At 70.1% G+C, this 25,315-nt stretch carries 21 protein-coding genes; 12 read left to right on the forward strand and 9 right to left on the reverse strand.

From position 1 onward, the window contains the following. Positions 1 to 49: 49 nt before the first annotated feature. From FNH04_RS04490 to FNH04_RS49310, 4 genes are all read left to right on the forward strand, one after another. The gene (locus FNH04_RS04490) at positions 50 to 1,483 is read left to right on the forward strand and encodes a flotillin family protein (RefSeq protein WP_152780523.1); all 1,434 of its coding nucleotides are present in this window, start codon (positions 50 to 52) and stop codon (positions 1,481 to 1,483) included. A 328-nt stretch (positions 1,484 to 1,811) separates the two neighbouring features. After that, positions 1,812 to 2,264 carry a hypothetical protein gene (locus FNH04_RS04495; protein ID WP_152780525.1) on the forward strand — a complete coding sequence of 151 codons (453 nt, stop codon included), beginning with the start codon at positions 1,812 to 1,814 and terminating at the stop codon, positions 2,262 to 2,264. Between the two features lie 204 nt (positions 2,265 to 2,468). Continuing rightward, positions 2,469 to 5,006, forward strand: a complete 2,538-nt coding sequence (locus tag FNH04_RS04500) for a tetratricopeptide repeat protein (protein WP_194236550.1) — start codon at positions 2,469 to 2,471, stop codon at positions 5,004 to 5,006. 241 nt (positions 5,007 to 5,247) lie between these two features. Further along, the gene (locus FNH04_RS49310; RefSeq protein ID WP_386575913.1) at positions 5,248 to 5,586 is read left to right on the forward strand and encodes a hypothetical protein; all 339 of its coding nucleotides are present in this window, start codon (positions 5,248 to 5,250) and stop codon (positions 5,584 to 5,586) included. A 171-nt stretch (positions 5,587 to 5,757) separates the two neighbouring features. On the opposite strand, the gene FNH04_RS04510 is transcribed toward FNH04_RS49310, so the two are convergent. The 5 genes from FNH04_RS04510 to FNH04_RS04530 all read right to left on the reverse strand — a co-directional run bounded on the left by FNH04_RS04510 (position 5,758) and on the right by FNH04_RS04530 (position 10,115). Beyond that, a complete protein-coding gene (locus FNH04_RS04510; RefSeq protein ID WP_152780529.1) occupies positions 5,758 to 6,585 on the reverse strand; it encodes an aminoglycoside N(3)-acetyltransferase in 828 nt (275 codons plus the stop codon). 6 nt (positions 6,586 to 6,591) lie between these two features. After that, positions 6,592 to 8,730 carry an FxsB family cyclophane-forming radical SAM/SPASM peptide maturase gene (locus FNH04_RS04515; RefSeq protein WP_152780531.1) on the reverse strand — a complete coding sequence of 713 codons (2,139 nt, stop codon included), beginning with the start codon at positions 8,728 to 8,730 and terminating at the stop codon, positions 6,592 to 6,594. 22 nt (positions 8,731 to 8,752) lie between these two features. Beyond that, a complete protein-coding gene (locus FNH04_RS04520; protein ID WP_152780533.1) occupies positions 8,753 to 8,953 on the reverse strand; it encodes a hypothetical protein in 201 nt (66 codons plus the stop codon). Next, complete coding sequence (locus FNH04_RS49315) at positions 8,950 to 9,324, reverse strand: oxidoreductase C-terminal domain-containing protein (protein WP_152780561.1); 375 nt, start codon at positions 9,322 to 9,324, stop codon at positions 8,950 to 8,952. The genes FNH04_RS04520 and FNH04_RS49315 overlap by 4 nt, the downstream gene beginning before the upstream one ends. Before the next feature lie 200 nt (positions 9,325 to 9,524). Beyond that, a complete protein-coding gene (locus FNH04_RS04530) occupies positions 9,525 to 10,115 on the reverse strand; it encodes a TetR/AcrR family transcriptional regulator (protein ID WP_152780535.1) in 591 nt (196 codons plus the stop codon). Positions 10,116 to 10,256: 141 nt separating this feature from the next. Here FNH04_RS04530 and FNH04_RS04535 point away from each other — a divergent pair, with 141 nt between their 5' ends. After that, the gene (locus FNH04_RS04535; protein WP_322722584.1) at positions 10,257 to 10,688 is read left to right on the forward strand and encodes an aldehyde dehydrogenase family protein; all 432 of its coding nucleotides are present in this window, start codon (positions 10,257 to 10,259) and stop codon (positions 10,686 to 10,688) included. On the opposite strand, the gene FNH04_RS04540 is transcribed toward FNH04_RS04535, so the two are convergent. After that, a complete protein-coding gene (locus FNH04_RS04540) occupies positions 10,679 to 11,617 on the reverse strand; it encodes an oxidoreductase (protein ID WP_152780537.1) in 939 nt (312 codons plus the stop codon). The genes FNH04_RS04535 and FNH04_RS04540 overlap by 10 nt on opposite strands. 905 nt (positions 11,618 to 12,522) lie before the next feature. Beyond that, complete coding sequence (locus FNH04_RS04545; protein WP_152780540.1) at positions 12,523 to 13,194, reverse strand: SDR family oxidoreductase; 672 nt, start codon at positions 13,192 to 13,194, stop codon at positions 12,523 to 12,525. Between the two features lie 103 nt (positions 13,195 to 13,297). Between FNH04_RS04545 and FNH04_RS04550 the strand changes: the two genes are divergently transcribed. After that, entirely contained in the window at positions 13,298 to 13,987 is a 690-nt protein-coding gene (locus FNH04_RS04550; RefSeq protein ID WP_152780542.1) for a TetR/AcrR family transcriptional regulator, read from the forward strand. Between the two features lie 47 nt (positions 13,988 to 14,034). Here the strand turns inward: FNH04_RS04550 and FNH04_RS04555 are convergent, their stop codons facing one another. Continuing rightward, complete coding sequence (locus tag FNH04_RS04555; RefSeq protein WP_152780544.1) at positions 14,035 to 14,232, reverse strand: hypothetical protein; 198 nt, start codon at positions 14,230 to 14,232, stop codon at positions 14,035 to 14,037. 537 nt (positions 14,233 to 14,769) lie between these two features. Here FNH04_RS04555 and FNH04_RS04565 point away from each other — a divergent pair. After that, positions 14,770 to 15,810, forward strand: a complete 1,041-nt coding sequence (locus tag FNH04_RS04565) for a LacI family DNA-binding transcriptional regulator (RefSeq protein WP_322722585.1) — start codon at positions 14,770 to 14,772, stop codon at positions 15,808 to 15,810. Positions 15,811 to 15,835: 25 nt separating this feature from the next. Here the strand turns inward: FNH04_RS04565 and FNH04_RS04570 are convergent, their stop codons facing one another. Continuing rightward, the gene (locus FNH04_RS04570) at positions 15,836 to 18,103 is read right to left on the reverse strand and encodes a glycosyl hydrolase family 95 catalytic domain-containing protein (protein WP_152780551.1); all 2,268 of its coding nucleotides are present in this window, start codon (positions 18,101 to 18,103) and stop codon (positions 15,836 to 15,838) included. A gap of 228 nt (positions 18,104 to 18,331) precedes the next feature. On the opposite strand from FNH04_RS04570, the gene FNH04_RS04575 reads away from it, so the two are divergent. The 5 genes from FNH04_RS04575 to FNH04_RS04595 all read left to right on the forward strand — a co-directional run bounded on the left by FNH04_RS04575 (position 18,332) and on the right by FNH04_RS04595 (position 25,305). Then, a complete protein-coding gene (locus FNH04_RS04575) occupies positions 18,332 to 19,378 on the forward strand; it encodes a LacI family DNA-binding transcriptional regulator (protein WP_322722586.1) in 1,047 nt (348 codons plus the stop codon). A 326-nt stretch (positions 19,379 to 19,704) separates the two neighbouring features. Further along, entirely contained in the window at positions 19,705 to 20,988 is a 1,284-nt protein-coding gene (locus FNH04_RS04580) for an ABC transporter substrate-binding protein (RefSeq protein ID WP_152780553.1), read from the forward strand. 42 nt (positions 20,989 to 21,030) lie between these two features. Further along, entirely contained in the window at positions 21,031 to 21,936 is a 906-nt protein-coding gene (locus tag FNH04_RS04585; RefSeq protein ID WP_322722587.1) for a carbohydrate ABC transporter permease, read from the forward strand. Continuing rightward, complete coding sequence (locus FNH04_RS04590; RefSeq protein WP_322722588.1) at positions 21,933 to 22,751, forward strand: carbohydrate ABC transporter permease; 819 nt, start codon at positions 21,933 to 21,935, stop codon at positions 22,749 to 22,751. Before FNH04_RS04585 ends, FNH04_RS04590 begins: the two co-directional genes overlap by 4 nt. A 238-nt stretch (positions 22,752 to 22,989) precedes the next feature. Next, positions 22,990 to 25,305 carry a beta-xylosidase/alpha-l-arabinosidase gene (locus FNH04_RS04595; RefSeq protein ID WP_228031131.1) on the forward strand — a complete coding sequence of 772 codons (2,316 nt, stop codon included), beginning with the start codon at positions 22,990 to 22,992 and terminating at the stop codon, positions 25,303 to 25,305. The last annotated feature ends 10 nt before the right edge of the window (positions 25,306 to 25,315 follow it).

Here is a 25,315-nt window from a genome sequence, read left to right on the forward strand (position 1 = left end):
GCACCTTCGTCCATCTGCCGTCCCCTGGGAGGGCTGAGGGGGAGACATCATGAGCCCTGTCGTCATAGCAGTCGTGGGAGTCGTCGTACTCCTCGTGCTGCTCGGCCTCGTCGTCGTCACGCGCTACAAGGTCGCGGGTCCGAGCGAGGCGTTCATCGTCACCGGGCGGCGCGGCAAGAAGGCCACCGACCCGGAGACCGGCCGCGTCTTCACCGACAACAGCGGCCAGAAGGTCGTGGTCGGTGGCGGTGTGTTCGTCGTGCCGTTCGTGCAGCAGAAGTTCACCCTCGACCTGTCCTCGCGGCACATCCCGGTCGCGGTGCGCGGCGCGGTCACGCTGCGCGGGGTGAAGGCCCACCTGGAGGGTGTCGCCATCGTCAAGGTCGGGGGTACCGAGGACTCGATCCGGGCCGCCGCGCAGCGGTTCCTGATGCAGCAGGACGGCATCGTCGGCTTCACCCAGGAGGTGCTCTCCGGCGCGCTGCGGGCGATCGTGGGCCGGATGTCGGTGGAGGACATCATCCGTGACCGCGCCGCGTTCGCCGGCCAGGTGGCGGAGGAGGCGGAGGCGAGCCTGTCCGGGCAGGGCCTGGTGCTGGACGCCTTCCAGATCCAGGACATCACCACCGAGGGCTCGTATCTGGAGGACCTGGGACGGCCTGAGGCCGCGCGTGCCCGGCAGGAGGCGGACATCGCCGAGGCCGTGGCCCGGCGGGCCGCCGAGCAGGCCCGGCTGAAGGCCGAGGAGGAGATCGCCGTCGCCCAGCGGACGTTCGCGCTGAAGCAGGCCGAGATCAAGGCGGAGACCGACGAGGCCGCGGCCCGTGCGGCGGCGGCCGGCCCGCTCGCCGAGGCCGCGCGGCGGCAGGAGGTGCTCGCGGAGCAGGAGAAGGTGGCCGAGCGGCAGGCGGCGCTGACCGACCGCGAGCTGGACACCAAGGTCCGCAAGCCCGCGGACGCCGCTCGCTACCAGGCCGAGCAGGAGGCCGAGGCCCGCCGTGTCGCGCTGGTCAAGGAGGCCGAGGCGGCCGCCGAGCGGGCCCGGCTGACAGGTGAGGGCGAGAAGGCGCAGCGTGCCGCGCTCGCCGAGGCCGTACGCATCGAGGGTGAGGCGGAGGCCGCGGCGATCGGCGCCAAGGGGGCCGCCGAGGCCGAGGCCATGCAGAAGAAGGCCGACGCCTTCGACCGGTACGGCGACGCGGCCGTGCTGCAGATGCTCGTCGAGGTGCTGCCGCAGGTCGTGGCCAAGGCGTCCGAACCGCTGAGCGCAGTGGACAAGATGACGGTGATCTCCACCGACGGCGCCTCCCAGCTGTCCCGCACGGTCGCCGACAACGTCGCCCAGGGCGTCGAACTCCTCAGCTCCACCACCGGAGTCGATCTCGCCGAGCTCCTGAAGGGCATCACCGGGCGGGCCGGTGGCGCACAGCCCGCGCCCACGGCCGGCGCCGAGGTGAACGGGAAGGTCGAGATCACCGGCTGACACCGAGCGGTGCGGACAGAAGCGAGCCCGGGCAGCGCTGGAACCGCCCGGGCTCGCGGTTTGCCCACCGTGTGCCGACGTCACGCGTGGCCGGCCCCTGAAGCGGTATTTGCTCCGCCGGCCCCGCGGGAACCCGCGTCCGACGGCGTCCGAACCGAACAGGGAGGACATGAACGCCCGCAGAGGGCGCTGCTCTCGCGTGGCCGGAATTGGCCGGAGGGGGCGCTGCCGAGGGCTGGGCCCAGTGGGACAATCCCAGTTCGAGTCTGCGCATCCGGGCGACCGGCGATCCCGTCGGCCCGGCGCAGGACTGGAAGGAAGCGTCAGCATGATCCAGTGGGCGTCCCTGAGCAATGGAGCCAGGCCCGTGCCCCAGCCCGTCGCCACCCCGCTGGTGTGGGCCACGGCCTTCACCGGGGCCATGGTGCTCGTCGCACTGATCAACTCCCTTGTCGGCCCGTACCGCCCTGGGCTGGCCCTGATGGCGCTGTCCCTGCTGGCCGCCCTCCTGGGCCTGTGCGCGCGCTTCACCGCGGCTCCCGGCACGGCCGTACTGTGCTGGCTGTTCCTCAACGGCTTCGCCATTCCACCCGCCGGCACCCTCACCTGGGCGGGGCACCGCGACACGTTCTGGCTCGGCTGCCTGTGCGCCGCGGCCCTCGTCGGCACCGCGCTGGCCCGCGTCATCCACGCCCGCGCCGCATATCGCCGTATCACCCCGGGCGGTGCCACCACGGTGGCCACGGTGCGATCAGGCCGGGGCGGATGGCGTAGCGGGTGAGTTCGGGTCCGCGGGCGCGGCGGGTGTGCGCGTTCGTTTGCGTGCCGACTCGTCTCCTGACCGACCACTCGTGAGCAGTTGAGTTGCCCCATCTGTTCATCCCGCACTTCGCGGGCCGGCGGTGCCCTTCGACGCGAGTGATCGGAGGAGTGGAACGGTGCCCGATTGGGCATGTGCTGTTCGCTCGGTGGCAGTGGGGGGCCGATGACCATAAGTCTCGCCAGACGACGACATGAGGCGCTGATACTGGCTGCCGGGCCCGTCCTCGGGGCCGGCGTGGGCGCCGTGACCAACCTGGTCACCTCCACCTGGAACTGGTGGCTCTTCGGCGCGCTGCTCGTCCTGGTCTCCCTCGCGGCCGTGGGCGCCGCCCTGATGCCGGGCAGCGGCGCTCCCGCGGACGACTCCGTCCGGGTCGAGGAGCCCGACGGTCACAGCGGTGGCCCGAGCACACTCCCGCCGGGGACCGCGGTGTTCGTCGGCCGTGAACGCGAGCTTGACCGGATCATGAACGCCGAGCCGCCCGCACCCGTGCCACGGCCACTGGTCTGCCTCGTCACGGGTCGCTCGGGCAGTGGCAAGACGGAGCTCGCCGTGCAGGCGGCCCACCGTCTCGCCCCGCGCTATCCGAGCGGTCAGCTCTTCGTGGGGTACCGCAGCCACGGGGAGTCGGCCGGTCGACTCGCCCCGGAGGACGCCCTGGCCGCCGTGCTGGCCGCCGTCAGCGCCGCCCCGGGGACAACGCACTTCGATCTGCACAGCATGAGGAACCAATGGCTGTCGGCCGTAGCAAGCCGGCCGTTCCTCATTGTTCTCGACGACGTGGCCGAAACCGACCAGGTGGAGTCCCTTCTTCCGGCGTCTCCGCGCTCGATGGTCATCGTCACCAGTCGGCGCATGCTGGCCGGCATCGACGCGGACGTGCACGTCGAGGTCGACGCTCTGAGCGAGGAAGCCACCCGGTCCGTCTTCACCGCCATCCTGCGGCGGGGCTCGCGCACCGTCGACGAGGCCGTGGTCGACGCGATGGTGGGCCTGTACCGCCTGCCCCTGACGATCCGGCACCTCGCCGACCGCATCGTCGCGGAGCAGACGCCGCTCGCCCTGGGTGCCGAGCCGCACATCCCCACGGGCAGTGAAGGGACCGAACCCATGCGGGCGACGATCGAAGCGCTGACACCGGTGGACCACCTGGTCTTCCGGCGGATGGCACTCCACCCCGGGCCGCACGTCACCGCCGAGATCGCCGCGGCCCTGGCCGGCCTGCACCTCCAGGAAGCGGCACGCGCACTCACCCTGCTGCATGAGCACGGACTGATCATCCGGCCCGATCCCCATGGATACGGTCTGCACGACCTCGTGAGATCGCTGGCACACCGGGAACTCTCACTCCGAGACGACCCGGGAACGTGCGTGGAGGCCCGCGAGCGGCTGTTCAAGTGGGCGGAAGGGCGACTGGCAAGGGCCAACAACGACATTCACGCCCCCATCTTTCTCGAGTTGCCCGGCCTCGACCTGGGGGAACCCCAGACGCCCATGGACGAAAAGCAGGCACACGAGTGGCTGCATCGCTACTTCGAGGACCTGCGGTCGGTGGCGCGCCTGGCCATCGACCACGCTCGGCCGGAGAGTTGGAAACTGACGGCCCAGCTCGCCTACTTCATGCGCGTGCAGAAGAGGAACATTCCTCAGGCAATAGCACTCAATGAAGCCGCGTTGGAGATCACCCGGGCGTCGGACGAGGCCGGCCAGGCTCACTGCCAGGCGCAGTTGGGGGCCCTGCACCGTGCCTCCGGGCGGTACGAGGAAGCCGTCCGGCAGGCCCGGAGCGCGACGGACACCTTCAGCCGGCTGGGTGACCGACGCAACGAGGCGCATGCCACAAGCGAAGTAGGCGTGAGCCTCTATCACTTGGCCCGCTACGCCACCGCACGGGACACGATCGAGCGCGCCGTCACTCTCCACGAGGACGAGGGCCAACAGCGTGGTGAGGCCAATGGGCTCGGAGTTCTCGGGATGATCAGCAGGGCGACGGGCGACTACCCGAGAGCACGGGGACGCCTCACAGAGGCGCTGGCCATCTACCGGGAGATAGGGAACCTCCGTAACGAGGCATGGATTCTCATCGAACTCGGCACCATCGACCGGTTGACCGGAGAACTCCACAGAGCTGAGGCACGGTTCACCACCGCGCGGCGCATCAGCGCCGATGCGAAGGACCAGAACGGCTGTGCCTGGGCGCGGCGCGAGATCGGGATCGTGAAGAGGATCCTCGGTCAGTACACCGAGGCACGCCGGCTACTCGAACAGGCCCTGGAAGGGTTCACCGACCTGGGCAGCGAGCGCAACATCGCCGACGCGGAAGTCGAACTCTGCACCCTGTACCGGGCAATGGGAGACCTCGCCACGGCACGTGTGCACGGCGACGCCGCACTCGACAAGTACGAGCGCATGGGAAACCTCCGGGGCGGAGCCTGGACGAAGGTCGAGTTGGGCATGCTCGATGCCGCAGAAGGCCGGCTGCGGTCGGCGGACAGGAAGTTCAGCGAAGCAGAGGGCACCTACGCGGAGATCGATGACCGTTCCGGTAAAGCGCGGGTCCGACTGGAACGGGGCAGACTCGCGCGGATCCGGGGAGAGGAACCGGCAGCGCGCCGGTATCTTGAAGAGGCCCTGTCGCTCTACACCGACCTCGGTGCGGCACAGGCCGCGGAGGTTCGGAGCCTGCTCCACGGAGGGTGAGAAGACCAACCGGAGGCGCGAGTGGTGAACGTTGCGCGCAGCCGCGACGGCCGTGAGATCGTCTTCGAGACCTGGGGTGATCCCAAGGGACACCCGGTGTTCCTGCTGCGCGGCACTCCCGGCAGCCGAAACGGCCCGCGCCCGCACTCGCTGGTCCTCTACCAACTCGGCATTCACTGCACTGGCCTGCGCGGCCCTGTGCCCCGACCGGGTGCGCAGCGCCGCCGCACTGGTGAGTCTCATGCCACCGGACGCTGAGTCGGCGGACTGGTTCGAGGGCATGACGGAGTCCAACGTCCGCGAGTACCGCAACGCCCTCGAGAACCGCACCGCACTGCACCGCAGCCTCGTGGAGCGCGCGGACAGCATGCGGTGCGACCCCTTGGCCCTGCTCGCGTACCTCAACGACGAGTTGCCCGAGGCCGACCGGCAGATCGTGGCGGACGCCGGCGTCCGCGGCATGCTGCACAAGGTCCTGCAGCCGTCGGCGGCGCACTTCACCGCGGTTGTCGTGCTGCCGAGAGTGCTCAGCTGGATCCGGGAACAGGCGGACGCGGAAGACGCCGCGACGACGCCGTAAACCACCCCTGATGCCTCAGACCGGGTGCGGCCGGCTTCTGGTGGAAGCGCCAGAGCCGGCTGTTCGGTGGGTGGCGGGTGGTGGCCGCCCGGTCCAGGGGACGTGCGGCCGTGGCTGAGGAACCCGCAGCGCTGCTGGGCGCCGCCGGGCGGTCGAGGGTGGGTGTGGGCGTCAGGCACGGTCGGCTTTCCCGGCTGCGATGCCGGGCCTGTTGCGGCCGGAGACCATCCAAGTGACGGCGGCGTCGACGGCCCAGCGCAGGGGCACCAAGCGGCTGTCGGCCGCCCCGACACGGCCTCTTGCGATGGGGCTGCGGCCATCGCTTGTCAGCGTCTCCAGCCACAGGCCCAGTTCCCCGAAGTCGCTGTCATCGAGATCCACGTCGACGAAGCTCGTCCAACACGGAGCACTCCGGCCCATGACCTTGCAGTCGTACCGGCGGGTCGGGGCGGACACGCGGTACTCCGCCAGGTGGAAGGCAGAGCAGACCTCGAAACCGACGCCCAGCAGCAGGATGTCCGCACCGCACTCGTACAGGCGGCCCAGGGGCGACCGCTCACCCAGCAGGCAGTCCCGTGCATGGTGCGCGGTGATCCGCGTGGCCCGCGGGCCGAGCGCGGCGAAGGACGTCTGGGGGTGGACGCTGCGTGCGGCGCCCTCAGCGGTACGCACGTGCTCGGCGATCGCACCCATTCCCTCCGAGGGCGTGGACGCCGCCTCGAAGGGTTCCATGCCGTCCTGGAATTCGGCTAGTCGGCGTTCCGACATGTCTTGCGTTCGGGCGAGGTAGGTGCGGGACGTGAGTGAGTTGCCCGGTGTGAAGGTGGGGACAGCCAGCGTGCCGTCACTGCCGAGCGCGCTTCGTAGGGCGCGGACCACCGTGCGGGCGCCGCCGCGCACCGGCCCAACGGACCGCAGCGACGCGTGCACCAGGAGTGTTGACGCCCGCCCGCACCCCAGACTCCGCAGGTCGGCTTCGAGGGAGGCCTCATCGGGCAACGGCGATCACCCCCGCAGCCTGGCAGCCATCCGGCGCCCATGGTCGGTCAGATCCTCGGTCGGCAGCGCACCCGGTGGTGTTCGCCCCAGATAGGCTGATCGCAGCCTGTCCTTCGCCTCGTGGTTCCCGGCCAGGTCGAAGAGGTCCGACAGAGCATTGAACTTCATCTGCTGCACTCCGTCCACGAGCAGCGCGGCCAGCCTGTCGGGAGTGGCCGGCAGGGACAGCCCCAAGGCACCGAAGGCATCCGGGGCGGCGGCCACCACGCCTTGTTCCTTCACCTGGCTCAATGGCGTGCATACGGTGAGCAGGGTGCGGACGCCCGCCGCGCGGCCGCCGTGCCGGCCTTGGACATGGACGGCGGCTTCGGCGAACAGCCGCTGCCACCGGACGTACTCCTCGTCGTCCAACCGTGGTGCCGGAGTACCCCCGAAAGCGTCCCGGTGCGGATCGCCGTCCTCCACGAGGATGCGGAAGCCGTCCATGACGATGCTGCGCACCGGTTCCCATGACGGCCCGTCGTGCGAGGACTCGGTCACCGCAATCGGCAGCGACCGATCGTGGACGCGCAGCAGGAGAGCTCCACGGCGGACGACCAGTTCCCCCTTCCCCGGGCGGGGCGGCAGGACCAGTCGGCCGTAGCCCGGGACATGGACGGCCCGCACAGTCCCGCGTAGTCCGACCGTGAGGTCGGCACCGGTCCGCAGGGCAACCGCCACAGCGATCTCCGCGAGCCGCTGCCGGACCGCGTCACGGGCCAGTTGCCCCTCGAGGGCGCGCACCGACCAGTGGCGGAGGTACGGGTGTCGAAGAACCTCCGCTGTCTCACCGGGCCATCGCTGGTCCATGCGGGTCACTGCCTCCGCCTCCGGACCCCGGTACCGCGCGCAGAGCGCGGCGAGGAGTACCCGGCGGATACTGGACTCCGCTCCGACGAGATCGCGCAGCACGTCGGCGTCGCCGTTCCCCGCCGCGAGCGAGTCGAAGCCGTGAGACGTGAGTGTGTGCGCCGGGCGGACCGGCTGCCGGCGGGCGTCGTCTCGACAGTGGTCGATGAGGCGGATGAGATCGCCGCAGTACACCGACGGGTTGTCGAAGCCGTTGTCCGAGCGGTACCGGTGGGCGTACAGCCCGCCTCCGCAGAGCCGCACCACCCGGCATTCCCGACACGTCCGGGACAGGCCCGCGACGCCGGTCTGCCGGACGAGGAACCCCGGGTGGCCCGCCGCCTCGTCGAACGAGTGCCGCAGCACGTGGAATCCCGTCCGTGGCGCGTCCTGCCCCGCTGTCTTGAGCCAATCGGCCTGCTCGATCTCGCCGTCCGTCTCGACGACCACGAGGTCGGGGCTGCTGAGTCCGAGCGCCTCGGTCAGGGATCCCCTTCCGTCCCGGACAGCTTCGATCGAGTCGAACAGACGAACCGCGAAGGGGCGTCCCTCGGCGGTCCACTGGTCGTACACGGCGGTCAGCCACCGGGCATACGCGTGGGGGCGTACGTCCGCCTGCGGGGGAGGGCGATCCCAGGTCGCATGCGGCAGGAGGAAGTCCACCCGTGGAGGATCGAGCGCCCCGAGGGCCCGGTACACGTCGACCGGATCGTTCTCCACGTCGACCGTGCACAGCAGGCCCGCGAACATCCGGCGGTACGCAGGCGACCCGATGAGCCGTACGGCGCGGACCACCGCGTCGTACGACCCCGTTCCGTTGGCCCGTCTGCGATGCCGGTCGTGGGAGACACGGTCCCCGTCCAGAGAGATTCCGGTGCGGATCCCCTCCCGGGCCAGCATGTCGCAGAAATCGCCGTCCAGCCGCAGCCCGTTGGTCTGCATGCGCACGTCGAGATCGCACACTCCGTCCAGGGCCCGGCGCAGTCCGGAGGTGATCCGAGCCAGCCGTTCCCGGCCCGCGAGCAAGGGTTCACCGCCGTGCAGAACGACGTGCACGCGGGTCAGTTCGGGGTGGCCTCGGGCGTGCTCGGCGATTCGTGCCACCGTCGCCGCCGCCACGTCGTCCGGCATGACCGGGGGACGCCGCTGCCAGCTCTGGTCGGCGTGCTGGTAGACGTAGCAGTGGTCGCACGCGAGGTCGCACCGGCTGTGCATCTTGAGAACGAACTGGCGAAAGGCCCTCGGCCGGACCGTCATCGGCGGGTGGCGTGCGGCCCGCTCAGAGGCTGGAGTTGAAGGTCGGGGCAAGGGTCTGCCGGGAGGGCAGCAGGCGATTCAGCACCGGGGAGTCGTATGCGGCCAGGTCTTCCAGAGGTGTAGCGGCGCAGTCCAGGATTTCTGTGGTGAGAAGGGGGGACTGTGTGGTCGTCACCACAGGCTCGCTCACACCGCCGAGGGAGGTTTCTTCGGCTGTGCTCATCGGTATCTCCTTCGCCATCTCGTGGGACGGGCGCACAGGGGCAGTCGAACCGTGGCACAGGGGCACCAAGTGCTCATCATCGTGCCTCCGGTATTCGAAGGACAAGTGTCATTCGGGCCGTCGGGCGCGGGCGCGGCGCTCGGAGGCGCGCCTCGCCGTCGAACCCGACCATGGCGGTCCGGCCGGCCGGGGTTCTGGCGACTGCGTACGACCGTCTCGGTGGCCTCGGACAGGTGGCCGACGGCCTCGACGTGGCGGCTGTGCCGGTCGGACCAGAACCAAGTGAGCGGCGGCGGCTGGGCGCCGAGGAGGGGGGCGGCCGCGCGGGCCCCGTCGTGCTGGGCCGCCTCCCAGTGTTCGGCGTGTGGCAGGAGAACGCCGTGGTGGCGGGTGCGCGCCGGGTCGCCGTCCGGGGTTCACCAGAACCGGCGGCGGATGACCCGCGCGGGTCAGGGTGAGGGGGAGGCAGCTCTTCCGACTGCATTGTCGCGCCTTACTGGCCCAGGCAGTAAGGCGCGGGTACGACGACGGTGCTCCGGGCGCGGACCAGGGGCAAGTCGGACATCGAGCGCTACGGCGCACAGCCTCGCAGGGCGAACGCGACCGTGTTCTTGAGGCCCTGCTCGACGGCGTCGGCCTGGATTCCGCCGGCGATCGCGAGGGCCACAAAGCCATGCATCGCAGCCATGACGGGAAGACCGATCTCCTCCACCGGGCCTTGGCAAACCTCGCCGCGGCGCTGGCCGTCCTCGATCAACTGGGCGGCCAGTTCCGGCAGCCGTTGGGAGGCCTTGGCCAGCGCGGAAGGCACGGAGGGGTCGTACTTCACCGAGTACATCAGGTTCAGCAGGGCCGGGTTGGCCGCGGCGAATCCCATGTAGGCGCGTGTGAGCGCGGTCAACCGCTCGGCGAATGACTCCCCTGCCTCGTCCTGAGCCGCGATCAACAGCGCGCTCAGGCGGTCGAATCCCTCCAGCGCCAACGCGTCGAGCAGAGCCTGCTTGGTTTTGAAGTGCCGGCTGGGCGCGGCAGGGCTGACCCCGATATCCCGGGCCAGTTCCCGCAGCGAAAGGCCGGCGGGCCCCCTCTCCTTGAGGGTCTCTTCGGCGTGCGTCAGCAGGGCGGCGCGGAGGTCTCCGTGGTGGTAAGGGCGGTGTGTCATGCAGCCAGCATATCTACCTTGTAATCATTGACAACATTGTAGTCAATGCATGCATTAATGGTATGAACCAAGTGCTCCACTTGCTTTCAGGGCCGTTCCGGAGAGCGGACGTGTGAGACAGAACTCGCCTGCTCCTCGACGGTGAGCCTGGGCGAGGCGGCCGCGGGTACGCGCTTCGACGACGTCAACGCGGCGACGGAGGAGGTGCTCGGCCAGGCCGCGGACGGCGGGCGCGAGGACATGGAGCGTGCCATCGCGGCCGCCCGGCGCGCCTTCGGCGAGCCTGACTGGTCGACCGGCAAGGAGCTGTACAAGCGGGCTCTCGCGCAGCTGCAGGTCGCCCTCGAAGAGGAGCGGGGGCGCGAGTTGCCCGACTCGAACACGTTCGGCCTGTGCAGTCGGCGCAAAGTGGTCAAGGAGGCGCAGGGCGTCGTCGGCGCGATCACCCCATGGAACGTTCCGGTCGAGATCATCACGGGCCGGCGGTCGGCGCGGTGGCGCCGAGCGGCAGCGCGCCGACTCGTGCCGTCACGGCGTTCTTTCTTTGTTGCGGGCGCTGAGGCCTATGCGTGAGCGGTGGTCGCGCGCAGGTGGTTGGGGAAGGCGACACCGGTGAGTTCTTCGGAGACCGTCCACAGGCGACGGGCGGCTTCCGGGTCGCTGGCACGTGCCGTGCGGCCGACGAGGGTGGGGCTCCCGCGCCATTCGCCGCGTCCGTCGGGGCCGACGTAGGAGGCGCCGGGCAGGTCCTGGACTGCCGCGTAGAGGGGGTTGAGCGCCCCCTGGGTGGCGTCCTGGGCGAAGAAGCGGTTGACGAAGTAGCCGAACCAGCGGATGGCGACGTTGGCGTTGCCGGCCTGGATGTTGGTGTTGGACCAGCCGGGGTGCGCGGCCAGAGCGCGGATCGGCGAGCCGGTCGCCGTGAGTCGGCGCTGGAGTTCCAGGGTGAAGAGCAGGTTGGCGAGTTTGGACTGGCCGTAGGCGGTGACCGGGTTGTACTCGCTGGTCAGGTTGAGGTTCTCGAAGTGAATGCGGGGATTGTTGGCGATCTTGTGTGCGTTGGAGGCGATAGTCACGACGCGGTCGGTGATGTGGGGGAGGAGGAGGTTGGTGAGGGCGAAGTGGCCGAGGTGGTTGGTGCCGAACTGCATCTCGAAGCCGTCCTTGGTGCTGGCTTCCGGGATGTTCATCACGCCGGCGTTGTTGACCAGCAGGTCCAGGTCGCCCTGCCAGTCGGCGGCGAACTCGCGGATGGAGGCGAGGTCGGCCAGGTCGAGACGGCGGACTTCGAGGGTGCCGCGGGCGTCGGTGATGGTGGAGGCGGCGGTTTCGCCGCGGCGGGGGTCGCGGACGCCGAGGACGACGTGGGCGCCGGCCTGGGCGAGGCCCTGGACGATGGCGAGTCCGAGGCCGCTGTTGGCTCCGGTGACGACGGCGGTGCGGCCGGTCAGGTTGGGGAGGTGGGCGGCATCCCAGTGAGGGGTGGTGGTGTTCTTGGCCATGACCCCCAATGTATGCAGCGCTCACTATGTTGTCAATGTTTACTATGTGGGTGTTGCCCACACGGCTGTGGGAAGAGTTCAGGACGCTGCCCGCCCAGTGGGAGGACGGCTCTGACGGGCGCCGAAGAACACCCGGCTTCGGCTCGTCTTCGTCGAGGAGACGGATGAAGGAGACGGCATGCGCCAGGCCATGGACAAGGAACCCGGTCAACAGGGCCAGGGCAAGGAGCCCTGCCGGCGACGCGCCGCGTGAGCGACCGGTCAACCGTTTGATGGTCACCAGACATTCGCGTTCCGTCTCCACTCGAAGCCCGACCAAGGGCGCCGGGCGGGCGCCCCCTCCCGGCTCCCGTCCGCCCAACCACCGGCCGCGCTACCGGGATGTTGCGATCTTGGTCGCGAAATCGTGCACGGACCCGCGCTGCGCCTGGCGAGCACACGGATGCCGCGCCGCTGGTCGAACCCGTGACTGCAGGTTGCCCGCGGCCTTGCTGAGCGTTTCCCACGTGTCGTCGACGGAGCCATCCAGACGTCGAATTCCGCTCACGATGACCGCCTCACTCCGCGTGGGCCGATCGCCCACGGTGAACCCCCGCCCGACTCACTCCCGCTTGACGATCAGGTCCGCATTCATCGGCGGGTGACCGCGCTGCGGGCCGTCCGGACCCATGGGTGGTGGCCCGCCGCGTGGCCGGGATCACCGGATCGGCCGCGACATCGTGATGGGTGCTGCCATGGTCTGAACGAGGGGTACCGGGACAGCCGGCGGACGGTCCGGCGTGTGCCGCCGTTCCAGCAGGACGTCGTTCGATTTCAGCATGTGCTTGCGAGGAACCCCGGGGCTTCGGGCGGTTCCTCGCATTCTCTGGCTCGCGGCGATCAGGTCATGATCCGCGCGTATGCGCTCACCAAGGCCCGCCCGGCATCGCGTGCACGATCTCTGCCTGGTCGCGCTTGGTGTGCGCCTGCCAGTAGTGCTCGGCGATCGTGGCCGCCTCCGTGCCGGGGCCCGAGCCGATCATGACGCCGATGGCCACATGGGTGGCGTGGACGCCGTGTTCGGCCAGATCGACGTTGAGCGCCAGGGCGTAGTTGCGCAGCGCCGCCGCGGCGATCCCGATGGAGCCGAACGTCCCGCCCAGCGGCCGGACCGACGACGCCCCGGTGGACAGCAGCAGTGTGCCGCTGCCACGGCGGAGCATGCCGGGGAGCACCTGGCTGACGGCAGTGAGGGCGCCGTACACGTAGTGCTCGAACTGCGGCTGAAGGTCCTCGCGGGCGGTCTCCAGGACGCTGACGCCGCCGAGGGCGTGGTTGGCCGGGGAGTACTCCAGGACGTCGATCGGTCCGAAACGGCTCTCGGCGGCGGCCAGCGCCTCGCGCAGAGTGTCCGGGCGGGTCACGTCCGCGGTGAAACCGGCCGCCTGAATGCCCTCGTCGGCAAGCTGGGCGACAAGGTCGTCGAGCTTGTCCCGGGAGCGGGCGAGAAGGGCGACGTCGAACCCTTCGGATCCGAAGCGGCGGGCGATGGCCAGACCCATTCCAGGGCCGGCTCCGACGATGGCGATCACTGGCATGAACGGCACTCCTGTCAACAGTGAAGAAAAAGGGGAGGGGCCCCTCATGTTTCCGGGTCTCAACGGTAACATGAGAACCCCCTCATGTTGATAGGCTGCGGACATGGACATCGATCCGCCCTCCGTCACCGCGGGGCCCCCGCCCGCCAGGCCGTTGCGGCGCGACGCCCAGCGCAACCGCGACACCCTCCTCGCGGCGGCTCGTCGCGCCTTCGCGGAGGAGGGGCTGGGGGCGTCCCTCGAACAGGTGGCGAAACAGGCCGGGTTGGCCATCGGCACCCTGTACCGGCACTTCCCCACCCGGCTCGATCTGGTCCAGGCGGTCTTCGCTGACAAGCTCGGCGTCTGGTACGAGGCGGCGGAGCGGGCGGTCGTCATGGACGACACCTGGGAGGGCTTCTGCTTCTTCCTGGAGACGATGTGCGAACTCCAGTCGGGCGACCGGGGGTTCAGTGGCCTGGCGGGAACCCGGCTGCCGGAGGTCGCCTGCCTGGCCGGAACCCAGACCCGTATCCATGAGCTCGGTATCCGCATCGTCGAGCGCGCCCAGGAGCAGGGCACGCTGCGCCCGGACGTCACACCCGAGGACGTGGCCTTCGTGATCTGGTCCGTCGGCCGCGTCTCCGAGGCGACCCAGGACGTGGCTCCGGAGGTGTGGCGACGCCATCTGTACCTGCTGCTCGAGGGGTTCCGCGCCGGACGCGTCCATCCGCTGCCCGTACCGTCACTGACTCCGGAGCAGTTGTACGAGGCCATGGCGCGCCCGGGTGATCTGATGGGCCGCACTCCCTGACATCGAGCCACTGTGCGCAGGGGCGGAAGGCGCCGGGACGAACCGTGCTAGCCGTCCCCCTCAACGGGGCCGAGCGGGGTCGTCATCTGTGAGAAGACCACCCCCGCCAGGGCGCTCGAGAGGGATGAGCCGATGGTCCGGGCGAGGGGATTGAGGCTGTTGGCCGCCGCCGTCTGGGACAGTGGCACCGCGTAGCTGGTGGCGACGACGAAGGCGCCCAGCATCAGCGTTGCCTTCGGTCCCATCTGCCCGACACGCGGGCCGATGCCCCCGACACCACCATCATCACCAGGCCTACTCGGCCGCCGAACAGGACCTTGCCGCCGCGCTGGAGGAGCGTCTGCCGGCGTCGGCAGACCGGCCCCTGCGGGCCCAGGTCCTGGCCACGGCGTTCCTCGCCACCCTGCGCGTGGTGCTGCACAGGTTCACCGTGGATCCCGAGCAGGACACCACGGCGCTCATCCACCAGGCTGTTGCCGTCCTCCGCGAGAGTTTCGGGTAGGTCGGGCTCTACCGTGACACGCTCGGCCTCACTGAGGCGGCGTGATCGACCTGGTCAGGGCGCCTCACCTGATGGCGGACTTGGCCGTACTTGATATTGATCTCCGCCTGCGACACCGGCCTGGTCCGGCCCGCACCAAGTCCGCGACCGGCGCGCCGCCCGGCCCATGCCCTCGCCTCTGTCACCGTGTGCGGGAGCCGCACCACGGCCTTGTCCCCGGGCGACTCGTCCCGTTAGCTTGCGGCGGGTATCGGAGGACAGCTCGAGGCGAGGCGTACCAGTGGCAGGTCAGGGCAGGACACACCGGGAGGCGCAGTACGGCCTGCTGACCAGCATCGCCGGCGAGGCCGGGGTGTCACTCAGCACGGTGTCCAAGGTGGTGCACCGGCGTCCTGACGTCGGTGCGGCGACACGCGTCCGGGTCGAGGAGCTGCTGACGCGACACGGGTATGTCCGCCCGGGGGAGCCGGACCCCGCGGTGCCGCGTCAGATCATCGCGGTGTTCCGTGACCTGTCCGGGCCGTACACCCTGGAGGTCGTCCGCGGGATCGTGGACGCGGCGGACGACCTCGGCATCGACGTGGTGACGGGAACGACCGCCCATCGCTCGATCTCCCAGTGGCTTCAGGAGTGCGTGGCGCTCGGCGCGGCCGGGATGATCATCGTGATCTCGATGCTGGCCGAGGAGGACCAACGCCGAATCGTCGAACAGCGCCTTCCGGTGGTGCTGATCGATCCGCTCAGCGCGCCGAGCCACGACATCCCGAGCATCGGGGTCACGAACTGGAGCGGGGCGAGGGACGCGGTGCAGCACCTGCTGGGGCTCGGGCACACCCGGATCGGCATGGTCGCGGGCCGGTCGCACTCGCTGGCCGGGGCGGCACGGCTGCATGGCTACCGGGCCGCGCTGGAGGAGGCCGGTATCGCCTACGACCCCACGATCGTGCGCTCGACCGACTTCGACTACGACGAGTCCCTCGCCGCCAGCCTGCAGATCCTGCGCTCGGCCGACCCGCCCACGGCAGTCTTCGCGGCCAGCGACGCACAGGCGCTCGGTGTCCTGGAAGCCGCCCGACAAGCGGGGTTCGCCGTCCCCGACGACCTGGCGGTCATGTCCTTCGACGACACCCTCGTGGCGGCCATGGCCTGCCCACCACTGAGCGCGGTACGCCAGCCCTTCGAGGAACTGGGCAACGAGGCGACCCGGGTGCTGATGCGGCTCGCCGAGGGCAAGCCGCCGGCGTCGTCGCGGATCGAGCTCGCGACGGAACTCGTCCTGCGCACGTCGACATCCGTACGCCGGCCGGTCACCACCCTGTAACGGCCAACAGGTGCTCCCGGCGGTGTCAGGCGAACGGGAGTATCACCCCGGTGGGGGAGTGGGACAGCAGGCGCAGGGTCTGCCGCGAGTCCATGGCACCACGGCACACGAGGGCGATGTCCCGCTCGCGCGGCGACGTCAGCACCACCCGGACGACACCCTCCCGTACGTCCCAGCTCAGCTCGTCGACGCGCACCCCGGCCCGGGTCTCGACGCCGCGCAGACTGCCGCTCGGCCATTCCGGGGGCAGTGCCGGAAGCACCTCGACGATGCCCGGCCGGGAGTCCACGAGCATCTCCGTGACGACGGCGGGCAGACAGTGTGCGGCGTCCGCGTTGTAGATCTCCAGATCGGGGTTGTGTGAGGTCATCAGTGACCGGAAGACCATGTTCCGGCCGAGGATCTTGAGGATGTTGGCCTTCGCCGTTCCGCCGTCCTTCAGTCGCGCGGCGACCAGGGCGCGGTGCAGGCTGCCGTGCGCGGACGTGTTCTCGTCGCCGCGCCGCAGCAGCGCTTCGCGTGCGGCGGCGGCCAGGTCGGGCGTGTCGTCCGGGGTGATGTCGTGCAGGGGCCACACCGGGTAGAGGTGGCTGATGTGCCGGTGGTCCTCCGCGGTCGCCAGTCCTGGCCACGCCCACTCGGCGAGTGCCCCGTGGTCGTCGACGCGGTACGGCGGCAGCCGCTCGGCCAGCGCGCGCCAGCGGTCGGCCGCCGCCTGCTCGACGCCGAGATGCGCGCAGACGCCGGCGGCGGTGGTGAGCGCGTGCCGGGCCGCGGCGACATCCATGGTGGCGTTGACCCCGGCCACGCCCGGCCCGTCCTTCGGGCCCACCTCGGGGGAGTAGGACGGGACCAGGACGGCGTGCCCGTCGTCGTCCTCGCGGGTGAGGAAGTCCTCGAAGAAGACGGCGGCCTCGACGAGCCACGGTGCGAGCGTCCCGGCGAGGAAGGCGTCGTCGCCGGTCGCCTGCCAGTACTCGTACAGCGGGTACAGCAGCCAGTCGGCGCCCGCCAGCCACATCGTCCAGGGCCAGTCGTCGTCGAGGTGGAACAGCAGCCCGTGCTCTCCGTCGGTCCGGCTCGGTGCGAGGATGCCGCGGGTGCCGTAGATCGTGCGGGCGTTGGTGCGCCAGTCGTCGATCTGCGCGCCGATCAACGCGGCGTACGGCGCGATCAGTTCGGGCATGCCGGTAAGGACCGCCCCGGCCATCTGGAGGTTGATGTTGGCGTCGGTGGTGTAGTCGCCGGACCAGGCGGCGCCCCAGGCCCCCAGCCACAGTCCGGTCAGCCGGGGCGGAAGGACTCCGCTCGAGCTCAGCAGAAGGTAGCGGCCGGAGTGGAACAGCGCTTCGACCAGGGCGGGGTTCAGCGTTTCGGGGTCGGCCAGGGCGAGCAGCTCACCCACGGGGAGCGGACTGTCGCCGTCGGACGCGCCCAGGGTGAGCTCCGCCCGGCCGTAGAGCTCGCCGTGGACGGGAGCGTGGCGGGCGAGCAACGCGTCGTACTCGGCGGGCAGCGCGAGCAGCGCCGTGCGCAGCCCCGTGACGTCCACGGGAGTCGGCGACCGGTCCATCCGGGTCAGCAGCACCACGCGCGTCGCTCCCTCGACGCGGGCCGCGTCTGCCTTCACCGTGACCCGGCCACCGGTGACGACGGCCCGGGTCACGCCGGCGAACTCCGCCGCACCGGGTCCGGGCGGATACGCCCCCACCACGGTGAGGCACGCCTCACCGTCCCCGGTGGCCTCGGCGGACGACGAGAAGGTGACCTCGGGCGGTCGGCCGGGAAGCTCGCCGGAGAGCCGTACGACCAGGTCGAGCCGCGGACCGGTGATCTCGACGACCGCGACGGCGTCGGTGCGCGAGACGAACGCACGCCGCTGCCATTCCCGCTCCCCGTCGGTCCAGGTGACCCGCACCTCGCCGGTGGTGAAGTCCGTGCCGCGGTGGTAACCCTCCACCGGGCCCGCCTCCGCTTGAGCGTCCAGGTGGAGCACGTGCCCGGGGTGGAAGGACTGGGTCCAGGCCATCGCCCTGCCGTCGGAGAACTCGCGCTGGGCCCGCTCCCGGTCCCCGGCCAGGATCAGATCGCGGACGTGCTCGAGACGGTCGGCGACGGCCGGCGGGCGCATCGTGAGGGACTCGTTGGGGAGGACGTAACGGTGGTGGTTGTGAACGATCCGCTCCTGGTGGGGATGCCCGAACACCATGATCCCGTACTCGCCGTTGCCGGAGAGGAAGGCGTTCTCCCAGCGGTCGGCGGGCTGGGTGTCGTGGACGCTGTGCACCGGCATGTCCCGGCCTCCCGGATAGCGGCGTGCCTGAGCGGCTCGAACAGGGTGCGGGGAGCCTACAAGAGTTCACCACTCGGATTGCGAAAGTCTTTCGCAGTCCGACCGTCATCGAATCACCGCAGGTGGAAGGGGCTTCGGGTCCTTTTGCCACCGCTTCGGTGATCGAACTTGTGTGTACCTTCACTGCGCGTACAGCCCGCGGATGTCGACAGGGAGGTCCACGCCGAAGTGACGGGTCCAGCCAGGTCGCGCCGGAACGCCCAGTACGGGCTGCTCACCTCGATAGCCGGCGAGGTCGGTGTCTCACTCGCGACCGTTTCGAAGGTCGTCCACCGGCGACGCGACGTGTCCGAGGCGACGCGGACACGTATCGAGGCGCTGCTGGCCGAGCGCGGCTATGTCCGTGCCTGGGAGGGAGATGCGCGCCGTCGGAGGCAGATCCTGGCCGTGTTCCGGGACCTGGCCGGCCCGTACACCCTGGAAGTGGTGCGCGGCATCGTGGAGTCGGCGGCCGAGATGGGCGTCCACACGACCGTCGGTACGACGGGCCGGCGCTCGATCGCCCAGTGGCTGGGGGAGTCCGGTGCGCTGGGCGCCGTGGGGGTCGTCATCGTGATTTCCGCTCTCGCCGAGCAGGACCAGCGCCGGATCGTGGACCAGCGGCTGCCGGTGGTGCTTGTCGACCCCCTGAACGCGCCGTCCGCGGACATCCCGAGCGTCGGGGTGACGAACTGGCACGGTGCGACGACCGCCGTCCAGCACCTGATCGAGCTCGGGCACCGCCGCATCGGCATGCTGGCCGGCCGCTCGCACTCGCTGGCCGGGGCGGCACGTCTGCACGGCTATCGCGCCGCCCTGGCGGAGGCCGGGATCCCGTACGACCCCGCGATCGTCCGGTCGACGGACTTCGACTACGGCGAGGCCCTGCGCGCCGCCCACAGCATCCTGGACCGGCGCGAACGGCCGTCGGCTCTGTTCGCCGCGAGCGACGCCCAGGCCCTCGGCGCCCTGGAGGCCGCGCGGCAGCTCGGTATCGCGGTGCCGCGCGAGCTGTCGGTGATGTCGTTCGACGACACCCTGGTCGCCGCCATGGCCTCACCGCCGCTGAGCGCCGTAAGGCAGCCGTTCCGGGAGCTCGGTCAGGAGGCCACGCGTGTCCTGCTGCACCTCGCCGACGGCCGGCCTCCCGCGACGATCCGCAGGGAACTCGCAACGGAATTGGTCGTGCGCATGTCGACAGCGCCGCCCGAAGTCGAGAAACACGAGCGCCCTTGACCGCGTTTCCGCACGGAATTGGTCGTGTGCATGTCGACAGCCCCGAAGTCAGGAGAGCCGGGCGCCCTGACCTCGGTTCCGCAAGCCCCCGGACTGCGAAAGTCTTTCGGAACTGATTCCCCTCCGATATTGCCGTGGCTGAATTCCGCCGCTTAGCGTGACCGACGCCAGCTCAACCGCAGGAGCAACGGGACGCAAACCTTGCGCGACAGCACCTGACGGTCGTGGCCATCGACTCACATCCCTCAGCGCGGACAGGCCTGGGACGGCCTGTGCGGTGAAGCGCACCCGCGAAGGGATCCTGCCGACTCGAAAGGTGTTCAACGATGAACAGAGTCTCCCGACGCTGGTTCCTCACCGCCACGGCGGCGACCACACTGGGCGTCACCGTGGCCGGCTGCGGCAAGTCCGACAGCTCCGCGGCCTCGCCCAAGGGCAACGTGGACTTCTGGACGCTGCAGGACCCGACGAACTCCGTGCAGAAGGCCGCGGTCAGCACCTTCAACTCCACCGGGCACGGCAAGGTCAGCATGTCCGTGATCGCCTCCGACGGGTACAAGGACAAGCTGCGCACGGGCATGGGCTCGTCGAAGATGCCCGGGATGTTCTTCAACTGGGGCGGCGGCAGCCTGAACGACTACGTCAAGGCGGGCAAGCTGGTCGAGCTCGACGAGATGCTGGAGGCGTACTTCCTGCCGTCCGCGCTGGAGGCCGGGAAGGTCGACGGCAAGCTGGTCGGCGTTCCGTGTCGCGGCACCCAGCCGGTGTTCCTCTTCTACAACAAGAAGGTCTTCGCCAAGGCGAACGTCGAGCCGCCCAAGACGTGGGCCGACCTGACGGAGCTGGTGAAGGTGTTCAGGCGCAGGGGCGTCACACCCTTCGCGCTCGCGGGCAACGCCAGCTCCTCCTGGACGGAGCTGATGTGGGTCGAGTACCTCGTCGACCGACTCGCGGGCGAAGGGCTCTTCCAGAAGATCCAGGACGGCGACTGGTCCAAGTGGCAGGACCCCGCGGTCCTCAAGACCGCCGAGATGATCAAGGAGCTGGTGGACGACGGCGCCTTCGGTAAGGGCTTCGGTTCGGTCAACTACGGCGCCGGCGGCACCTCCACCCTGCTCAACAAGGGCAAGGCCGCGATGGTGCTGATGGGCTCGTGGGAGTACGCCGTCCAGCAGGGCGAGGCCCCGGACTTCGCCAGGAACGACCTGGGATATGTGGCCTTCCCCTCGGTCGAGGGCGGCAAGGGCGACCCGAAGAACGTTGTCGGGAACCCCACCAACTACATCTCGGTGACCACCGCGGCTCCGAAGGAGACCGCGGCGGAGTTCCTGAAGACCACCTACAGCGATGCCTACGTCCAGGGCCTGGTCGAGAAGGGTGAGGTGCCGGTCACGACGAACGCCGGGAAGCTGCTCGAGAAGGCGGCCGACCCGGCATACGCGAAGTTCCAGTTCGACCTCGTGCAGGCGGCCCCTTACTTCACGCAGTCCTGGGACCAGGCGCTCGGCCTCACCCTGGGCACCCCGCTGCTGACCGAGATCCAGAAGCTGTTCAACGGGCAGAGCTCGCCGGAGCAGTTCGTCAGCGCGGTGCTGGCGATCAAGAAGTAGGAAGGGCACGTCCACGTGGTCTCCGCAACGACTTCGCGGCCGGTGAGCAAGCACCGGGTGCGCGACCGGGCCGCTCCTCCCACCCTGGAGCGGCCGGGCGTGGCCTGGGCGCTTCCGGGCCTGCTGTTCTTCCTCGCCTTCGCCGTCGCGCCGATGGTGGGGGTGCTGTACCTGTCCTTCACCCACTGGGACGGCCTGAGCACCCCGCAGTTCACCGGCACGGAGAACTGGTCGCGGTTCTTCGGCGACAGCCAGGTCTGGCAGTCCACCCTGGTCACCGGCATCCTGCTGGTCGGGAACATCGCCGTCCAGGCACCGATCAGCATCCTGCTGGGCGTCTGGGCGGCCGGCCACCAGCGCAACCGGGCCGTGCTGTCAGCGGTCTTCTTCCTGCCGCTGCTGCTGTCGACGGCGGCCACGGCCATCATGTGGCGCCAGCTCCTCGACCCGAACTTCGGCCTGCCGGCGAAGGTCGAGTGGATCTTCGGTGCGAATCCGCTCGGCACCCGGAGCGGTGCGATCGCCTGTCTGGTCCTGGTGACCAGCTGGCAGTTCGTTCCCTTCCACAGCCTGCTCTACCAAGGCGCCGCCCGAGCCATCCCGCACACCCTGTACCAGGCGGCCGCGATCGACGGCGCGGGACGGGTGCGGCAGTTCTTCCACATCACCCTGCCGCAGCTGCGCAACACGATGATCACCTCGACCGTCTTCATGGTCGTCGGCGGGCTCACGGCCTTCGACATCGTGCTGCTGCTGACCAACGGCGGCCCCGGCACCGACACCTCGATCCTGCCCTTCTCCATGTACCAGACCGCGTTCCGCACCTACGACTACGGCTACGCCAGCGCCATCGCGAGTTTCCTGCTCCTGCTCGCCACCGCGGCCTCGGTCCTCCTCACGAAGCTCAGCGGATACGACAAGATGACGAGCACCCTGGAGGGAGTGTGAGGACGCGCCCCAACTACGCGGCCGGTATCGCGGCCTTCGTCTGGCTCCTGATCATCGGCGTCCCCCTGTACGCACTGGTGAACACGGCGGTGCAACCGCAGACGACGTACACCGACAAGGGACCGGTCTCGATCCCCGACGCCGTGACGCCGGCGAACTTCCACACGGTGCTGGACAGCGGGTTCCTGCAGTACATCTGGAACACCCTCGTGGTGGCGGCGGCCACGGTCGCCGTCGTGCTGGCGCTCGCGATCCCGATCAGCTACACCGTCGTACGAGGCCGGGGCTGGATGTCCAGGGGAGTGTTCCGCCTGTTCCTCCTGGGGCTGGCGATCCCGTCGCAGGCCGTGATCATCCCCCTCTTCCTCATCGTCAACGACCTCGGCTTCTACGACACCCTGTGGGGGATCATCCTGCCCACCGCGGCGTTCGCACTGCCGGTGAGCGTGCTGGTCCTCAGCGGCGGGATGCGGGACATCTCCACCGAGCTGTACGAGGCGATGGCGCTGGACGGTGCCGGCCCGGCCCGGACCCTGGTGACGATGGTCGTCCCGATGTCGAAGTCCGCCATCGCGACCACGTCCGTCTTCACCGCACTGCAGGCGTGGAACGGCTTCCTGTTCCCGCTGATCATGACCCAGTCCGAGGACACCAAGCTGGTGACGCTGGGCCTGTACAACTTCGTCTCCGAGTACGGAGCGAACGTGCCTGCTCTGCTGGCCGCGGTGCTGATGTCCGCGGTCCCCATCCTCGTCGTCTACCTCTTCGCCCGCAGGGCCCTGGTCGCGGGCCTCATGGGAGCCGGCGGCAAGTGACCGTACCGGCGTCCTGCCGGGGCCGACGAGGCAGGACGCCGCCCGATCCGGAGCCCGGGCGCCGAAAGGCGTCGATCACCACCTCCCCATGACGCCGTCCGGCGTGTCCGCCTCCCCGCGACCGCCGGACCGGTGCCCGGGCCCGACTCCCCGTCCCTGTCACGGTGGCAGTGCTTCTGCGACTTCCTGGATCACCGGCGCGGCTCTCGCGCGCCCGAAAACAGAAACGGACGAGACCTTGACGATCAGCGACGAGCGCCCGACGACCGGGCTGTGGAACGATCCCACCCTGCCGGCGTCCGCCCGCGCGCGGGCCCTGCTGGACGCCATGACCGACGCCGAGAAGATCGCGCAACTCGGCAGCACCTGGCCGGACCACGACGACGGCGGTGACGTGGCACCCATGCAGGAGACCTTCCGCGGCGCCGACCGCTTCGAGGAGGCCATCGTCGACGGACTGGGGCAGCTGACCCGGGTGTTCGGCACGGCGCCGATCGATCCGGAGGCCGGCCGCCGGCGGCTGACGGCGTTGCAGGAGCAGGTGGTGGCGGCGAACCGGTTCGGCATCCCCGCCGTCGCCCACGAGGAGTGCCTGACCGGATTCTTCACCTGGCAGGCCACCGTCTACCCGACACCACTTGCCTGGGCGGCCACCTTCAACCCCGAGCTCGTCGGACGGATGGCGCAGGCCATCGGCTCGGACATGGCGGCCGTCGGCGTCCACCAGGGCCTGGCTCCCGTCCTGGACGTCGTACGCGACTACCGGTGGGGCCGGGTGGAGGAGACCCTCGGCGAGGACCCCTACCTCGTCTCGGAGCTCGGACTGGCCTATGTGCAGGGCCTGCAGTCGTCCGGCGTGGTCGCCACGCTGAAGCACTTCGCCGGATACTCCGCCTCCCGCGCGGCCCGCAACCACGCCCCGGCCGTCCTCGGCCCCCGCGAACTCGCCGACGTGATCCTCGTACCCTTCGAGAAGGCCGTGGTCGCCGGCCGTGTCCGGTCGGTCATGAACGCCTACAACGACATCGACGGCGTGCCCTGCGGCGCCGACGAAGTCCTGCTCACCGGGCTTCTGCGGGACACGTGGGGCTTCGAGGGCACGGTGGTCTCCGACTACTGGGCCGTCGCGTTCCTGGCCTCCATGCACCACGTGGCGGACGACGTCACGGGCGCGGCACGCGCCGCACTGCGGGCCGGTATCGACGTCGAGCTGCCGCACACCTCCGGCTACGGGGAAGCGCTCCTGGACGACGGCGTCCCCACGGATCTCCTCGACCGTGCGGTGCTGCGGGTGCTGACGCAGAAGGCCGAACTCGGGCTGCTCGACCCCGACTGGAAGCCGGGGCAGTACACCGCCCCGGCGGACTTCGACTCGCCCCGCAACCGCGGCATCGCCCGCGACCTGGCCGAACAGTCCGTCGTGCTCCTCGACAACCCCTCCGGCGCACTGCCGCTCGCCTCCCCGCGCTCTGTCGCCGTGATCGGTCCGGCCGCCGACGATGCCCGGTGCCTGTTCGGCTGCTACTCCTTCCCCAACCACGTCCTGCCCCACCACCCCGAGACCCCGCTGGGCGTCGAGGCGCCGACGGTCCTCGACGCCATCCGGCAGGAGTTCCCCGACGCCTCGGTGCACCACGAGACCGGCTGCTCCTTCACCGGGGACGACCGCAGCGGCATCGAAGCCGCGGTGGCGGCAGCCTCGGCGGCCGACCTGACGATCCTCGTCGTCGGTGACCGCTCCGGCATGTTCGGGGAGGGCACCTCCGGTGAAGGCTGCGACGTCGGCGCACTGACGCTCCCCGGAGGGCAGGAGGACCTGGTGGACGCCGTCCTCGACGCGGCGAACCAGACCGTCCTCGTCCTCGTCTCGGGCCGCCCGTACGCGATCGGCCGGCACGCCCGGGCGGCGGACGCGACCCTCCAGGCCTTCTTCCCCGGCGAGGAAGGCTCGGCGGCGATCGCCGGCGTCCTCTCCGGCCGGATCAACCCCTCCGGACACCTGCCCGTGCAGGTCCCCGGCGACACGGCCGGCCAGCCGGGCACCTACCTCGCGCCCCCGCTCGCCCTCAAGAGCGACGGGGTGAGCAACATCGACCCCACCCCGGCCTTCCCGTTCGGACACGGCCTGTCCTACACCACCTTCACCATCGAGGACGTAGAGGCCGACGCGGAGACCATCGCGGTCGACGGGTCGGTGACCGTCCGCGCCACCTTCACCAACACCGGCCCCCGGGCGGGCACTTCGGTCCCGCAGCTGTACCTCACCGACCCGGTCGCCTCCGTCACCCGGCCCGTCCGCCAGCTGATCGGCTTCACCCGCATCGAGCTGGCCGCAGGGGATTCCCGCACCGTAGAGTTCCAGGTCCACGCGGATCTGACCAGCTTCACCGGGCAGGACCTACGCCGCTGTGTCGAGCCCGGCCGCCTCGTGCTGACCGTCGCGCAGTCGGCGGGAGAGCCGGGCCGGTCCGTGGAGGTGGAGCTGCGCGGTGACACCCGGGTCGTCGACCACACCCGGACCATGACCACAGCCGTCACGATCCTCCCGAGCTGAACCGGACCGC

Source organism: Streptomyces phyllanthi (genome assembly GCF_009377205.1).
Lineage (GTDB): Bacteria > Actinomycetota > Actinomycetes > Streptomycetales > Streptomycetaceae > Streptomyces > Streptomyces phyllanthi.

Bases quoted from the DNA above. Each gene is read 5' to 3' on its own strand.
- FNH04_RS04490 (WP_152780523.1), top strand. From the start codon at position 50: ATGAGCCCTGTCGTCATAGCAGTCGTGGGAGTCGTCGTACTCCTCGTG.
- FNH04_RS04495 (WP_152780525.1), top strand. From the start codon at position 1,812: ATGATCCAGTGGGCGTCCCTGAGCAATGGAGCCAGGCCCGTGCCCCAG.
- FNH04_RS04500 (WP_194236550.1), top strand. From the start codon at position 2,469: ATGACCATAAGTCTCGCCAGACGACGACATGAGGCGCTGATACTGGCT.
- FNH04_RS49310 (WP_386575913.1), top strand. From the start codon at position 5,248: ATGCCACCGGACGCTGAGTCGGCGGACTGGTTCGAGGGCATGACGGAG.
- FNH04_RS04515 (WP_152780531.1), bottom strand. From the start codon at position 8,730: ATGACGGTCCGGCCGAGGGCCTTTCGCCAGTTCGTTCTCAAGATGCAC.
- FNH04_RS04520 (WP_152780533.1), bottom strand. From the start codon at position 8,953: ATGAGCACAGCCGAAGAAACCTCCCTCGGCGGTGTGAGCGAGCCTGTG.
- FNH04_RS04530 (WP_152780535.1), bottom strand. From the start codon at position 10,115: ATGACACACCGCCCTTACCACCACGGAGACCTCCGCGCCGCCCTGCTG.
- FNH04_RS04540 (WP_152780537.1), bottom strand. From the start codon at position 11,617: ATGGCCAAGAACACCACCACCCCTCACTGGGATGCCGCCCACCTCCCC.
- FNH04_RS04545 (WP_152780540.1), bottom strand. From the start codon at position 13,194: ATGCCAGTGATCGCCATCGTCGGAGCCGGCCCTGGAATGGGTCTGGCC.
- FNH04_RS04550 (WP_152780542.1), top strand. From the start codon at position 13,298: ATGGACATCGATCCGCCCTCCGTCACCGCGGGGCCCCCGCCCGCCAGG.
- FNH04_RS04555 (WP_152780544.1), bottom strand. From the start codon at position 14,232: ATGGGACCGAAGGCAACGCTGATGCTGGGCGCCTTCGTCGTCGCCACC.
- FNH04_RS04570 (WP_152780551.1), bottom strand. From the start codon at position 18,103: ATGCCGGTGCACAGCGTCCACGACACCCAGCCCGCCGACCGCTGGGAG.
- FNH04_RS04580 (WP_152780553.1), top strand. From the start codon at position 19,705: ATGAACAGAGTCTCCCGACGCTGGTTCCTCACCGCCACGGCGGCGACC.